The organism is Motiliproteus sp. MSK22-1 (assembly GCF_001968815.1).
Lineage (GTDB): Bacteria > Pseudomonadota > Gammaproteobacteria > Pseudomonadales > Balneatricaceae > Motiliproteus.
Map to the genome: position 1 here is coordinate 34,858 of NZ_MIEQ01000040.1, position 14,707 is coordinate 49,564.

At 50.0% G+C, this 14,707-nt stretch carries 14 protein-coding genes; 3 read left to right on the forward strand and 11 right to left on the reverse strand.

Annotation, left to right across the window (positions count from 1 at the left end; genetic code table 11):
• Window positions 1-74 precede the first annotated feature (74 nt).
• The 11 genes from BGP75_RS10355 to had form a co-directional block, all read right to left on the reverse strand.
• Window positions 75-524, reverse strand: a complete 450-nt coding sequence (locus BGP75_RS10355; RefSeq protein ID WP_233152902.1) for a MerR family DNA-binding transcriptional regulator — start codon at window positions 522-524, stop codon at window positions 75-77.
• A 190-nt stretch (window positions 525-714) separates the two neighbouring features.
• The gene (locus BGP75_RS10360; RefSeq protein WP_076718455.1) at window positions 715-1,440 is read right to left on the reverse strand and encodes an SDR family NAD(P)-dependent oxidoreductase; all 726 of its coding nucleotides are present in this window, start codon (window positions 1,438-1,440) and stop codon (window positions 715-717) included.
• A 150-nt stretch (window positions 1,441-1,590) separates the two neighbouring features.
• Window positions 1,591-2,541 carry a GNAT family N-acetyltransferase gene (locus BGP75_RS10365; RefSeq protein ID WP_076718456.1) on the reverse strand — a complete coding sequence of 317 codons (951 nt, stop codon included), beginning with the start codon at window positions 2,539-2,541 and terminating at the stop codon, window positions 1,591-1,593.
• 26 nt (window positions 2,542-2,567) lie between these two features.
• Complete coding sequence (locus BGP75_RS10370; RefSeq protein ID WP_076718457.1) at window positions 2,568-2,816, reverse strand: YfhL family 4Fe-4S dicluster ferredoxin; 249 nt, start codon at window positions 2,814-2,816, stop codon at window positions 2,568-2,570.
• 146 nt (window positions 2,817-2,962) lie between these two features.
• Window positions 2,963-3,802, reverse strand: a complete 840-nt coding sequence (gene bcrD, locus BGP75_RS10375) for a benzoyl-CoA reductase subunit D (RefSeq protein WP_076718458.1) — start codon at window positions 3,800-3,802, stop codon at window positions 2,963-2,965.
• A 2-nt stretch (window positions 3,803-3,804) separates the two neighbouring features.
• Window positions 3,805-5,118 carry a benzoyl-CoA reductase subunit A gene (bcrA, locus tag BGP75_RS10380; RefSeq protein WP_076718460.1) on the reverse strand — a complete coding sequence of 438 codons (1,314 nt, stop codon included), beginning with the start codon at window positions 5,116-5,118 and terminating at the stop codon, window positions 3,805-3,807.
• A gap of 12 nt (window positions 5,119-5,130) precedes the next feature.
• Window positions 5,131-6,465 (reverse strand): benzoyl-CoA reductase subunit B, encoded by a 1,335-nt coding sequence (bcrB, locus tag BGP75_RS10385; protein ID WP_083704739.1) that lies wholly within the window; start codon window positions 6,463-6,465, stop codon window positions 5,131-5,133.
• A gap of 2 nt (window positions 6,466-6,467) precedes the next feature.
• Window positions 6,468-7,628 carry a benzoyl-CoA reductase subunit C gene (bcrC, locus tag BGP75_RS10390; RefSeq protein ID WP_076718463.1) on the reverse strand — a complete coding sequence of 387 codons (1,161 nt, stop codon included), beginning with the start codon at window positions 7,626-7,628 and terminating at the stop codon, window positions 6,468-6,470.
• Window positions 7,629-7,630: 2 nt separating this feature from the next.
• Entirely contained in the window at window positions 7,631-8,428 is a 798-nt protein-coding gene (locus BGP75_RS10395; protein WP_076718466.1) for a cyclohexa-1,5-dienecarbonyl-CoA hydratase, read from the reverse strand.
• A gap of 3 nt (window positions 8,429-8,431) precedes the next feature.
• A complete protein-coding gene (gene oah, locus BGP75_RS10400; protein ID WP_076718468.1) occupies window positions 8,432-9,583 on the reverse strand; it encodes a 6-oxocyclohex-1-ene-1-carbonyl-CoA hydratase in 1,152 nt (383 codons plus the stop codon).
• Between the two features lie 10 nt (window positions 9,584-9,593).
• Complete coding sequence (had, locus tag BGP75_RS10405; RefSeq protein WP_076718471.1) at window positions 9,594-10,658, reverse strand: 6-hydroxycyclohex-1-ene-1-carbonyl-CoA dehydrogenase; 1,065 nt, start codon at window positions 10,656-10,658, stop codon at window positions 9,594-9,596.
• A 547-nt stretch (window positions 10,659-11,205) separates the two neighbouring features.
• Here had and pcaF point away from each other — a divergent pair.
• The 3 genes from pcaF (at window position 11,206) to BGP75_RS10420 (ending at window position 14,639) form a co-directional block, all read left to right on the forward strand.
• The gene (pcaF, locus tag BGP75_RS10410) at window positions 11,206-12,411 is read left to right on the forward strand and encodes a 3-oxoadipyl-CoA thiolase (RefSeq protein ID WP_076718473.1); all 1,206 of its coding nucleotides are present in this window, start codon (window positions 11,206-11,208) and stop codon (window positions 12,409-12,411) included.
• Window positions 12,412-12,606: 195 nt separating this feature from the next.
• Entirely contained in the window at window positions 12,607-13,521 is a 915-nt protein-coding gene (locus BGP75_RS10415) for a helix-turn-helix transcriptional regulator (RefSeq protein WP_076718476.1), read from the forward strand.
• A gap of 86 nt (window positions 13,522-13,607) precedes the next feature.
• Window positions 13,608-14,639, forward strand: coding sequence for an MBL fold metallo-hydrolase (locus BGP75_RS10420; RefSeq protein ID WP_076718478.1), 1,032 nt, complete (start codon window positions 13,608-13,610; stop codon window positions 14,637-14,639).
• Window positions 14,640-14,707: the final 68 nt, after the last annotated feature.

The following is a 14,707-nucleotide window of genomic DNA, read 5'->3' on the forward strand; positions in this document are numbered from 1 at the left end:
TTGAGTGCGAAGGGAAACTCAACTGAATTATCAACCATTAACGTGGATACTCCACTCAGGCTGAAGAGGATGGTTTACCCTTGGGATTGCTGATGGCTTTTTAATATTTGCTGGCAATGGGTCTTGGCGTTATTAACCTCAGCTAAAAGTTCTTCAATATCCTGCTTGTTTTGTTGCAGTCTGCGTTCGTGCTCCTCCAGCAATTTAAACCAATGCCTCAGTTGAGTTTCTTCACCGGTGCCTGAATCATAAATATCAAATAGTTCGCGTGACTCATCGAGCGAGAAGCCCACTCGTTTACCGCGAAGGATCAACATCAGTCGAACTCTGTCCCGCTTGCTGTAGGCACGCCGGTACTTGCTGCGATCCGGATTAAGCAATCCCTTGGCTTCATAGAAGCGAATGGTACGGGGCGAAATATCAAACTCTTGAGACAATTGAGTAATGGAATAGGTGGTTCCATCAGGGGCGCTCACCTCTTGATTGTCTCCTGGTAAATCCGTTTGCTGCTTACTGTTACTCACGTTTTACTAATCCACACTGTATTTAGCCAGAACAAATTCGGTCAGAACAAAATTTAGTCGGACAAAGGTTCCAATGACAGCCACCCAGCAATATCGCCGAGTGAGTCGATAAACCTATAGTTTACGTCAAGTTTCCTTTTTGAGTAACAGTTATGCGCTTAAGGGGTGAAACCAGGTGTAAAATAATCGATTAGAGATATTGACCAGCATCCACTCTTATTACCTCACCGGTAATCATCCGGGCAGCATCAGAGACCAGAAATAATACCGCATTGGCGATATCTTCCGGCAATGCCAGTTCGCTGATCAAGGCTTCACTCTGGGCTTTGTCGATGTACTCCGGCGGTAGCTGTTTTGCCATTTCCGTCATAACCATTCCCGGAGCAATGGCATTGACGGTGACTCCTTTTGAACCTAATTCCCGCGCTGTGGTTTTCGTCAGTCCTATTAATCCAGCTTTCGCTGCTGAGTAATTGGCCTGGCCAAATTTGCCTCTGATTCCGTTGATTGAGGTGATGTTAACGATACGTCCGTGTCCGGCTTCACGCATCCGTGGAGCCATGGCGCGAATCATATGAAAAGCCCCTCCCAGGTTAATATTAATAACCGATTGCCATTCTTCATCTGCCATCTTGGCTAAGCTGCGATCCCGGGTAATACCTGCGTTATTGACCAGAATGGTGGTGTTAGCCGGAAGTTGCGCCACTGCCTGATTGACGGCATCGGAGTTGCTGATATCCACCTGATGGTAAATAAATGGTTTCAGCTCCTCGGGCTTCTGATCAGAGACATCAAATAGATGTACCTCGGCCCCTTGTTCCAGTAGGGTTTCGGCAATCGCACGGCCAATCCCACGTGTACCTCCGGTAACCACTGCTGCTTTGCCGCTGAGATCATAAAGCTGTTCAAATGACATGGTTTTTCCGTTATCTGTTGAATTGAGGTTGCTGGTTCAGTAACACTTCCGCGTCACTCGAATACCCTGACTATGCGGAACGCAACTATCGAAGAGCGAACCGCATCGTTAGAACTGGCTCTGAGCGCCAGGGACTTATTTTCAGGTTCCTTAGCTTATCTGCCGGGTCAGGGCTAATCGTTGAGCCGGTCTGAATCCGCACTGCTGAAGAAAGCCATTGAGGTTAAAGTTATCCCAGGGTACCTCGGTCCGCACAGACTCAACCCGCAAGCCCTTTAAGTTGGTAACCAGCTGTGAGACCAGCGCCTGACCGATATTTTGATCCTGAGCTGCGGGATCAACACCGATGGTATCGATAACCGCTTCTGAGCCGGTCTGGCCAAATTCTCCGTAATCTACCCGGGCCATAATGAATCCCCTGATTGCGGCGAGGTTATCACCGATAGGGTCATCTTTTTCTGCGACCAGTGAGATACGAATGCCCGATTCATTGAGCGCTTGATTAACCGTACGCTGATAATAGGCACTACGATCTGTTTCGGTAATATGGCGATCAATACGGATAATCTGGTTTAAATCATCAGCAGTCAGGCTGCGCATCGGGATGCGATCCCGGGATAGATCGGTTCCATCAAATTCACCTTCGTTTATCGCATCGGTTGATAATTCCAATACATAGCGGTCTGCCAACTGGAATCCAGCGTCGGAAAAGAAGCGTAGCAAGTCTGGTTGATCCCATTTAACAACAGAGTGAAGCTCGCGTCCTCCCTGCGTGCGTATACTATCGATCAGGCTATCAAACAACTGATGGCCAACACCACGGCGCTGGAATTCCCGGTCGACTCCAATAGCGTCCAGGACGGCAACAGGCTTGTCGCCACCAAATTCCCCTTCCAGCATCTGACAGGAAACAAAACCGGCGACTTTCCCTTCTATTTCTGCACTCAGGGATATAAAGGTGCCAGGGGAGTCCTGTTGAGCTTTAAGTCGTTTACTAAAAAAGTCCAGCCGAGGTGAGCCGCTGAACTGCTGGTCCAGCGTTACGACAGCTTCAAGGTCATTCGAGCCAAGAGCCCGAACTTTAATGTGATTCTCGGTCATGATTAACTGTCCTATTTAGCAGCGGTTTAGCCGTGCAGTGCTTCATATTTGGCTTGCAGCTGTTCCTGAGTTTCCGGGTGATTAGGATCGTTGACGATGCATTCTGCCGGACATACCAACTGGCATTGAGGTTCGTCGTGGGCACCAACACATTCAGTACAGTTATCAGGATCGATTACATAAAGAATTCCGTCGCCTTCAGAAATCGCATCGTTTGGGCACTCCAGAACACAGACATCACAGGCAGTGCAATCGTCATTAATGATTAGGGCCATGGTGTTTCTCCTGTCCTATCGAATTTCGTTTTTATAATTGGTGCACTTTTAGCTAGTGCCCTTTATTAATTAGGAAAGGAGTCTTATAAAATTCCTTTCCTAAGCCTTCTCTGATAAAACATCTCTTAATTAAAAGAAGTCATCTATCAGGACGCTTTGGCGAGTTCCTCCAGTTTTCTTAGTTTTTCGTGTCTGAAGGCTCCCCAAAGTGCAGCACCGATGGCTCCGGCGTAGGCAGAATCCTCGTGGCTTCTTGCTTCGGCTTTCAGTTTCATTTTCTGCATTGATTCGTTGAGGCCATCAATCATGCCACTGTCCAGTGCCAATCCACCGGTGCAGAGAACCACCCCTTCAGTTGCCTTGATCACTCGCAATAGCTTGGCTAAACGACCCGCCATAGACAGGTGGATTCCCTTGAGAATATTGGGCGCTGAAATACCACGGGATACCATGTTGATAACGTCAGTTTCTGCCAATACCGCACAGATACTGGATACGATTTCAGGATCGTCCGCCTGACGTGAGAGGGTGCCTATTTCGTCCTGGGCGATACCGAGATAGCGGGAGATATTTTCCAGAAACTGACCTGAGCCTGACGCACATTGACTGGTCATTCGATAATTAAGGACTTTACCCTGATTGTCGATTTTCATTGCCCGTCCGTGCAGGGCCCCCATGTCCAGTACTCCAGTGGCTTCAGGGTCCAGGTAAATTGCCCCTCGGGAGTGGGTGGTCATGGAATAAAAGTGACCTGTGCGGAAGTCGATATTTTCGCCATCGCCGGTGGTGGCACAGTAGGTTATATCGTCGCGGGTCAGGCCGTTTTCCTTGAGTAGTTGGTCATAGGCATGGGCCGATAACTCCAGAGGATCACGGGTGCGAATTCGGTCATTACGTTTGGCCAGCCACTCAGTTTTGCCATTCTCGTGCTTGAACAGTACTGTTTTGACTGCTCCTGTACCTAAATCAATACCTGCAGTAATCATGATTATGCCTCCACTGCGCGGCGGGCAAATTCTGCTGCCCCTAATGCGCCGGTATAGATGGAATCGGGATCGATGTTGATTTTCAGATCGCCGTAGTTTTCCTGGACTAGAATGCGCAGCTCTTTAACCGCTGCCTCGTTCTTGGCGACGCCTCCGGTGAAGGTCAATTCGTCTTCAACTCCACCGGATCGGGATAATATCGACATTGAACGCAGGATTATGGCCCGGTGCAGGCCGGCGATAATATCCTCACGCTTTTCACCCAGTGACAGTCGGTCACGAAGCTCGGCGCCAGCAAATACGGTACAGGTTGAGTTGATTGAAACCTTTTTGGTGGATTTCATGGCCAGTGGGCCAAGCTCGTGCAGGCCTAATTGCATCTCATCCGCGATGTAGCCCAGATAGCGGCCACAACCAGCGGCACAACGGTCGTTCATCTGGAAGTTGACGACGATTCCGCTCTCATCAACCTGAATACCCTTGGTGTCCTGACCGCCGATATCCAAAACCGTACGAGTTTTTGGATACATAAGGTGCGCACCCAGACCATGGCAGAGAATTTCAGAGCGAATATGTTCTTTCGGGAACGGTAGACGGGCTCGGCCATAACCGGTACCAACAACGTAGGTCTCTTCCAGTTCAACGGCAAGCACCTCTTTGAGGGCTGCCTGAACCTTGCCAAAGTCCTCAGTTTGAATCTCTCCAGCATTAAGAGCACTGTCCAATGCGACAAGGAAGGTTTCGCTCATATCCACCTGAGGTGGAATGTTCTCTACTTCGATGATTGACTTGTCGTAAATGTTGATCAGTGTATCCGAACTGATTTTCAGCTCTGCAGCCTGACTTTCGGCTACCTCCATGTATACCGTACCGGCCAGATCCCGGAAGAAGTCGGACTTACGTTCGGCACCGGGCTCAAACAGTTTTGACAGTTCGATTTTCAGGGCGGAAAACGTTCGCTCAAGGGCAGTGGTGAGTGTCGCAGGATCCTCTTTGTAGTTGCCCTGGACAGCCTTTTCACCACAAAGTCGCTTCAAGTTGTCGAGCTGAACCAGAAACTGAGCCAGACGAAAGTGGCGTTCCAGCATATAGAGCACATCATCTGTGCTCAGAGTCAATCCAGGTGCCTTGTCCAGAGACTGGCGCAAAAGAACCAACCGGGCACTGATCAATGCTTCGGTTTTGGCTACCAGTGCTGCTGTGTCATAGTTAGAACGGGAGTTGGTGATGCCGTGCCCGAGGGGCGTGCCGGTATCATCCATCACAACGGATTTTGTCGTTGTCGATCCCAGGTCAATTCCAATAAAACATTTCATAACTGGCTCCTGTTAGCGCGCACTGGCGATCATGTTGCCCTGACGGCGTTGCTCGATCATCTGGAAGTAACTCTCCAGACGGTTCTTGACGTTGGCAGCAGAGAAGTAACGAGGGTCAACCAAGTCAGTTTCCACAAAGGCACCGGGAGCGCCTGTACGCTTTTCGATCTCCTGCATCATCATCAACTGACCGGCAGAGAAGCTGTTGCAGCTCTTGATGGAGTTGATCAGCAGGCCGTCAGCCTCGTAGTCTTTAACATACTTTTCCAGCATGTCGACACGCTTGGGCAGGTTACGATTGGTGTAACAACCCAGGCAGTAATCGGCCAGTGATTCCAGCGGGTTGTCCGCGTCATGACGGAAGCCCTGATCATAAACACCACCCACCTTGGTGTAGGTACTGGCGACAACGACGGCTCCTTCTTCGTAGAACATCTTCCAGAACTCGCGGAAGTTGGTCCAGTTAGGTGGTCCTTCCATCACCAGACGGTAGCGCTCTTTGGTCATTTCACCGCCGGGAGTTATGGGGCCTTGACCGTTCTTAACCCGCTGTTCGATTTCCTGACGTAGAACCCGGTAATAATCAACCGCTTGCTGCGTACCGCGGAAGGCTGTAAAAATGGGTCCGAGGTAGTAGATGGCCCCGAAATAGGCATCAATAGGAGTAGGTTTGTTTTTGGCGCTTTCCAGTACCCAGACCAGATCATCTTCAGCCTGAGCGGAGCGGCGCATATTCTCACGCAACTTATCGATGTCAAAGGCATTGCCGCTGACTCGCTCCAGTGCCGGAATGACTTCTTCCTTAAGCTGTTTAACCACAAAGTCGCGCATGTTCTGGGTGATTTCCCCATCACCCTGATAGGGCACCTGCAACATTACGGTTTCACACTTGTATTCCTGACGGAGTAGCTCGAACCACTTCATAAAGGTAAAGCAGCCGGTGTAAGACAGCAGTAGCAAATCCGGGTTGGGCATCGGCTTGCCGTTGGGAGCGATATTGCCCTTGCTCATCATGCCGATGTCAGCCTTAACGTAAGTACAGACATCCTCTGAGTGACCCTGACGCTCTGCGGTCTGGATCATGCCGCCGCTTTGTTGCCGCATAGCGTTTTGAATGGCGTTGGTTTCCGGCAAATTATTGAGTAGACCGAAGCTTTGGATCAGCTCATTAAGGTTACCGGGTACAAAGGTCGAGCATACTTTTTTGCCATTGTTGGCCGTGTTTGTCAGGGCATCGTAGTTAGAGTTGATCATCTCCTTCTGCATCAGCATTGAGGAGTCTTTTTGCGGCTCTTGAATTTCAGAAGAGCCATGGCTATCAGTGGGGGTTTCAATCTTAGTGCTCATGACTAGCTCCAAAGCTTGATAGAATCGGCGAAGGTACCTGCTTGCTCACGGATCGGTTGCATCTGACCGGAGTTCTCGGCGTACTTGAAGGAGATGTGCGGGATATCATGCTCCCTCATCCGGTCGGTCAGCATGGGTCGTTCCAGCAGCGCCGGGTCGCAGAAGCTCGGAGCTGCGAAGATGACGCCTTCAGCCTGACGCTCCTTAACCGTACTCAGCAGGTACATACCCACGTCTTCATGATGATCACAGTACTTGGCTGCGGAGTCGGCAGACTCATGCAGGAAGGCATTCGCCAGATTGACCAACGGATCGCCTGATGTGGGAACTTCACCGAGTAACCAGCGGTTAACCAGCATGTAGTCGTCATCAACGATGTAACAACCGGCCAACTCTATGGAGCGGATCAGGTTCAATGGTGGTTGTTCACAGAAAGAGCCGTTGATGATGATCCGACAGTTATCGCGGATCGGATTATCAAGGGCTTTGGCGGCATCCATATACTTGCGCAACATGCTGTTGTGGTCTTCCACCGGGATGACCATACCTGCACGGTTAAGCAGATAAACATCGTTACTGGGAACGTTTTGCGGCATTTCTGCTCGCAAATCATAAAGCTCACGAATTAACTTACGATTGAGGTTGTAAACTTTGATTGAATTACGAATGGCCTCGTCGGTGATCTTGTTGCCAGACAGCTTTTCCAGCCCTTCGCGAAGCTCTTGCAGTTCGGCGATATAGTAGTTTCCCCCGATATCATCCTTGTAGTTTTGGGGAACATCGAAGTAGCGGACATAGTTATCCGGGAACATCAGCTTCCACATTCCCGATAGATTACGAATGACGTCGCAGATACTGGGGAACAGCATGCCGTCGACAAAATCCAGACGCCCGGTTTTGCCCAGCTCGATTGTTGAACGGGGGATTCGGCATATGTAGCTCTGGTAGTAAGCATCGCCGTGGATAACTTCCAGTTTGTCGCCCCCTCCCAGTATTCCCAGGGACATCATGCCACCGGCATGCATTATCTCGCGAGGTACATAGACTGGCATGTAACCGATGACTCGACGGGAAGGATCGGCTGCTTTCCACTCTCGGGCTGCGGTGAAGTACGTATCTTCGTACAGCTCTTCACAGCGTTTAATGATCTCTACAGTACTCATAACTATCGGTGCTCCCAATTAGCGGCGCGTTTTTCGACGAAAGCCTGCAAACCTTCTACAGCATCGTGGGTCGCCATCAGTTCTTGGAGGTAAAGGGCTTCTACTTGTGCGAGTTTATTTTTGATTCGTTCGACTGGATCGGCTCTGACCGCTTTAACTGCGAAGCGCAGAGAGCTGGCGCTGCCTTGTGATAGGTGGTTATCGAAATAGGCTTCTGCCGCTGCCGATGGGTCATCGTTAACTTCGTTAACCAAGCCGATAGCCAGGGCTTCGTTTCCATTAATGCTACGACCTGAGAAAAGTAGATCCTCTGCCTGGCTCTGGCCGATACGCTCAGGCAACAGGCAAGAGGCTGCTGGTGCAAACACTGCCAGCTTTATTTCAGGTTGGCCCAGGTTTGCATCTGGCTGACAGAACAGTAGATTACCCGCCAGCGCGACTTCCAGACCACCACCCAGGCATTGTCCTTGAATTGCCACCAGGATTGGTACCGGACAATCAAGCATCTGGATAATCAGAGAATGCAGGCTTTTCAGCATTGCTTCACACTGATCGGGCATATGTTCTGCGACACTGGCACCAAAACTGAAGTGTGGTCCTTCGGCGTCAACTAAAACGGCGCTTAATTTGGCGCTGCCCAGGTGTTTGTCGAATGCGGCGCTCAGAGCTTCGATCATCTGGGCATCGACGATATTGGCTTTGGGACGGGCCAGACGAAGTCGCAGCAGGCGATCGTCTTTTTCCAGCCATACCTTTAATGGGCCAGATGATGGCGCTGTTGCAGTGGAAGAGGAACTCATTGCTTAGCCCTCCGCCTTCGGCATCAGGTCTTCGATCAGTTCTGGTGTCCATGGAGCACCCTGGGCCAGGGCCTGGCGTAGAGCAACAAAGTCGATTTCGCGACCCACTTCACGGTTACCTTCGTTGAAAGCACGGAATCCGGTGCGAGCTTCGTTCATCATATTGAGTGCCAGCCAGGCGCGGGAATTTTCTTTGTTTCGGTTCCAGGCTTCAAGTTTTGGTTTACGCAGTTCCTCAAGGGATTTGGTCATGCATTCTGGGAAGGTTTCAAGTAACTTGCTGCACAGTGCTTCAACCCGCTCATCAAGCATCGACAGGTCTATTTCGCCCTGTTTCAGCAGGGCTTTACCTGCTTTAAATGCATCACCGGTTTTAAACTCACCGTGGACGATCCGACCATACTCGTCCAGATAGGTATCCGTGATAACCGTTGGGTTGGCTACAAACTTTCCGTCAATTTTAAGGGCCGGTACAACCTCACAGCAGATGCCCAGGCGATTGGCCTTAAGCGCAGAAAAGGGTTCACACAGAGTGCCGGAGACCATGGCTTGTTCACAGCCGATCATTACCGGTAAAAAGTCAGTAGCGCCACCGATTGCAGCGGATCCGTGCTTTGGACCCGCCTGGCCAAAGTTCGCCAGATCCTGAGCAACGGTGAAATCACAAGCCATGCCGATTTCCTGGCCACCGCCAATGCGCATGCCATTGACACGGGAGATAACGGGTTTGTCACAACCCAGAATAGCCGAAACCATGTCATTGAACAGCCGCATATACTGGCGGTATTCCTGTGGGTTGCCAGCATAGTACTCAGCGTACTCCTTGGTATTACCGCCAGTACAGAAGGCTTTGTCACCGGTGCCGGTAAAGACAACAGCGTTAACATCACGAGCGTTGGACGCTGCTCTAAAAGCCAGAATCAAGCCTTTGGTCATATCTGTTGTATAGGAGTTGTACTGCTTAGGATTATCAAGGGTAATCCAAACGTTATAAATTCCTTCTGCAACGCTTCCGTCCAGTTTTCTGGCGGGGCGTTTTTGATAGAGAACACCAGGAACAATTTGTTCTATGGTTGATTCTACTGAGATCAAATTGTGATCGTTCAGCTGCTCCGGTGCAGTTTCCTGGACGATGGCTTGGGTGCTTGCTTTCATTATTATTCCCTCAAGGTACAAGAATGGCGCGGGCGCTGAGCTTGTGATCATGCGCATCGGCGAAAATTTGGTTGATGTCACTGAGTGGGTATTGTTTGGTGAAAGGCTTCATAGCTATCTTGCCTTCAAGCACCATGGCCAGTGTGTCTGGGTAATAAGAGGGGGCACAGCCCCAGTTCCCTTGTGCTTTGGCATGGAATGCCATCAGATTGGAGAGGCGAAACTCCTGCTTTGCCATGGTGAAGCCAACCACTGCGATGGTTGCTCCGAAGGTCAGTAAGCTGAATGCTGTCGCCTGACCAGGAGCTGATCCGGAGCATTCAAAGATTTTCCATTCGGTGGCACGGAGATTGTTTTCTTTGACGAAGGACTGAACCGCTTTCTTTAGCGAGCGAGTATCGTACTCGGTGGCATTCAGTGTTAGCGACGCGCCATACTGCTTATAGCTTTCGAGCTTGTTGTCATCCACATCAATGGTGATGACGGTCGCTCCCATGGCGCTGGCGATCTGCACTGCATAACCTCCAACCCCACCAACACCGATAACAATGGCCAGATCTCCCGGACTGATATCCGCTTGAGCGGCTGCTTGAAATGGAGTTGTGACGGCATCGGCAACCACCGATACATCTGCCAGTTCCAGCCCTGCTTGTGCCAGTTTGCCTTCGTCAACTTCACAGAGGCAGTGTCCTGGTACCGTAATATGGCTGGCGAATCCGCCTTGGATATCATTCCCAGGCATCTTCTGACTACGACAGATGTTGTGTAAACCTCGCTGGCAAAGGTCGCATTCATAGCAGGGGAGGACGGCTGGAATAATAACGGCTTTTCCTATTGAGTCTTCGCAGCCCTGGCCTGCTGATATGACTCTGCCACTGATCTCATGACCCAGTGCTAATGGCAGTGGACTGTTCGTTCGGACACCGTCATAAAGAAATCCCAGATCGGTATGGCAAACGCCACAGCCTGCGACTTCAACGCAAACCTCTCCAGGAGCAGGGTCTTGGAGTTCAAAAAAGACCTTTTCAAAGGGCTGTCCGACCTCTGTCATTACCCATCGGTAGGCTGTGCTCATCCTGGTTGCCTCTTTTGTTCTTATTGAGTTTGTTATTTTGGGAGGCTGTTCAATCAGGAAGGATTGATAGAAGCCTCGGTTGTTCTCTGGTTGTGCTTTGTCATGGTATAAACATGAACTTTAGTGCATGTTAGATTAAACTTAACGCTAACGTCAACATTTTTAGCAGGGTTATATATTCTTAGGGCTGTAAGTGTTCCTTAGAGTGGAACGCTGGCTGGATTAGAGATTGCTGGAGGATTACGAAGCTATACGCTGGTTATTAAAGGGATGTAGCGTTGTTTTTACCAATACGAACGAGCCTTGTTTCAGGTTTATAGGTTTTGTCTATTGCGACGGGGTGTTGAACTATAATGCGTTTGTTGTTGAGCTGATTCAGTGCTTAACCTATGATGAAAACCCTCAATCGTATAAATAGCAGAGCTGTTTTTTCTTGCGGCGTACGATTGTTGAGCCTGCTGACAAGACTCTTATTCGTAAGGTGAGTGGTCATAAGGTCACTGGTTATAAGGTAGAAGATCATTGAGTCTTAACCCGGGAGAAAACCATGCAAGATGCCTATATCTGTGACGCGATTCGAACCCCTGTAGGCCGCTACGGGGGTGGCTTGTCGTCAGTGAGGACTGATGATCTGGGCGCTATCCCCATCAAGGCTTTGATGGAACGAAACCCAGCAGTGGATTGGCAGGCGACAGATGACCTGATTTATGGTTGCGCGAATCAGGCAGGAGAGGACAACCGCAATGTCGGTCGCATGGCCGGACTGTTGGCCGGACTACCGACTGCGGTACCGGGAGTGACGCTCAATCGATTATGCGGCTCGGGACTGGATGCCATCGCTGTTGCGGCACGTGCCATCAAATCGGGAGAAGCAAATCTTGTGATAGCGGGTGGCGTCGAGTCCATGTCTCGCGCTCCCTTTGTAATGCCCAAAGCCCAGGGGGCATTTTCCCGACAGGCAGAAATCCATGACACCACCATCGGCTGGCGATTTATTAATCCTCTGATGAAGGCTCAATACGGGGTGGATTCGATGCCCGAGACCGCTGAGAATCTGGTAAAAGAGTTCTCTATCCTGAGAGAAGACCAGGATGCCTTTGCGCTGCGCAGTCAGCAAAGGGCGGCCAAGGCACAAACAGCGGGATTATTTGCTGAAGAAATCATTCCCGTGTCTATTCCTCAGCGAAGGGGTGACCCTCTGTTGATAGACGCTGATGAGCACCCGCGGCCGGAAGTGACTTTGGAGTCACTGGCCAGGCTTAAAGGCGTAGTCTCAGCTTCCGGTTCAGTCACGGCGGGTAACGCTTCCGGTGTTAACGATGGTGCCTGTGCATTATTGCTGGCTTCAAAAACTGCTGTTGAGCAGTGGCAGCTAACACCTCGTGCCCGGGTCGTGGCGAGTGCCTGCGCCGGTGTTGATCCGCGAATTATGGGGTTTGGACCGGCTCCCGCTGTGCGTAAGGTTCTGTCTGTAAGCGGGCTCAAATTGTCTCAGATGGATTTGATAGAGCTTAATGAAGCCTTTGCGGCACAGGCGTTGGCTGTTACCAGGGAGCTTGGTCTTGAGGACGATGCAGCGCATGTTAATCCACAAGGGGGAGCTATCGCGCTGGGTCATCCGTTGGGAATGAGTGGAGCGAGGTTAGCCACCACTGCCTCCTATCAACTACAACGTAGTGGGGGTAAATATGCACTATGCACCATGTGTATTGGTGTCGGACAGGGAATTGCAATGATACTGGAGCGTCTCTGAGCGCAGTCTTGAACAGGCTTTTTAGTTTTAAGGCCCGTTAGAGATCTAAATTCGATGTTGTCGCGGTTGATGTTATTAAAGCCATGTAAATATGGAGTCGCTGATCTTGAGCCCGGTTGAATAATAAAACTGAACTATAGATCATCTTACGAGCAATGGGTAAACTGTGATTTGTCACTTCATTGGAAATTTGTCATGACACAGAAAGAGTCTATTTTACCCTCAGAGGTCAGTGAGCAGAGTAAAGAAGCGCTGACAGCTTATATCAATCGAATCGCCAAGCTTGTGCGAGGTATGCGGGCACAACGGGGTATGACTCGAAAAGTGTTGTCTCAACACTCAGGGATTTCCGAACGTTACCTGGCCCAGGTGGAAACCGGCAAAGCCAATATGTCCATATCTCTGCTTTGGCGGCTTGCTGATGCGATGAACGTCGGACTCAACGATATTCTGCCGGTGGATACCCATTCAGCAACAGAGCAGGGGCCGCTACAAAAGCTGATTGAAGGTTTTACGCCGGAGCAGGAAGCAAGGGCTTATCAATTGCTTCAGCAAGAACTGGCAGAAGGGCAGATAGTCAGGGATCAGGATCAATACAAAGGCGTGGCATTGATTGGATTAAGAGGTGCAGGGAAAAGTACGCTTGGACGTATGCTGGCGGATGATTCCGGAATTCCCTTTGTTCGTTTGAGTGATGTGATTGAACAGCTGGGGGGGCTTGATCTTCATGAGCTGTTAACGCTTTTTGGTCAAAAAGCCTATCGCAAGTTAGAGCGGGAGGCTATTGACTACGTCCGGGAAAATTATGACAGAGTGGTATTGGAAATCGGCGGTAGCCTGGTTTCTGAAAAAGAAACCTATAGCTATGTAAGAAATCATTTTTATACCGTATGGCTAAAAGCGCAGCCGGAAGAACACATGAACAGGGTTATGGCTCAGGGAGATTTAAGGCCCATGGCCGCAAGCCAAAAAGCGATGGATGACCTTAAGCTTATTCTCACTGAACGAGAGCCCTACTACAGAGCTGCCGATGACATGCTGGATACCTCCGGTCGCTCTGTTGAGGATTGTGCCAGGGAATTGGTAGATAAGTGCGCCAATGCAGCTTAGCAAACGTTGAGCCCTGTTCTTGAGTACTGGCAACCGGGTGGTTGCCAGCAAACTACTGATTTAAATTAACCCCAAGGGCCTGCATCATGCCTGATTCACTGCAATATCCTTTTTCTGACGCTCCGGACCCGGGCTCTCTTATTGAGGTGGCTCCCGGTATTCACTGGCTGCGTATGCCGCTGCCCTTCGCCTTGAATCATATCAACCTTTGGTTGCTGGAGGATGCGGATGGCTGGACGCTAGTCGATACCGGTATTGGAACCGAAGAAGTGAAGGGTATATGGGAAACTCTGATTGCTGGGCCACTGAGCGGCCAGCCAATCAAGCGTATTATAGTCACCCATTTTCATCCTGATCATCTGGGACTGGCAGGGTGGTTAAGTCGTCGCTTTGATGCGCCAGTGTTGATGACACAGCTGGAATATGAACAGGCAGTTAGGCTTCATGACACCTCAGGTAATTCCCGCACAGAACAACAGCAACGTTTTTTTTCAAGCCATGGGCTAGGGCAGACAGAAGTAGAAGAGCAAAGCTCCAGTATTAATGTCTACCGTAGTCGCGTACCCGAACTTCCCAGAGGCTACCAGCAGCTGAAAGATCAAGATCAGATCAGAATCGGAAGCAATTGCTGGCAGGTCATCGTCGGGCGAGGTCATTCACCGGAACATATGTGTCTTTACTGCCCTGAATTGGATGTGTTGATTGCGGGAGACCAGATGTTGCCAACAATCTCACCCAACATAAGCGTTACTTTTATGAACCCTGATAGTGACCCTTTGAGTGACTATCTGGCTTCGCTAAAGGATCTGGCGAAATTACCTTCATCGGTAAAAGTTCTACCTGCCCATGGATTGGTATTTTACGGGTTGCACCAACGAGTGGCGGCTCTAGCCGAACACCATCAGGATCGCCTCAATCTTTTACTCGATGCCTGCGAGAAGCCCAAGTGTGCAGCAGATGTTTTGAGTGTGCTGTTCAACCGAACTTTTGGACCTCATGAATTGTTTTTTGCCATGGGAGAAGCTGTCGCTCATTTACACCATTTAGTTGAAGATGGATTAATTCAACGTCAACAGGATTCCCAGGGAGTGATTCGGTTTTTGCGGATGCCAATATAAAAACTGTATATCTGACTAAATGAGTAAGGCTTTTAAAGCCCTGATGTGTTTTGGCTCCAGTCTGTAAT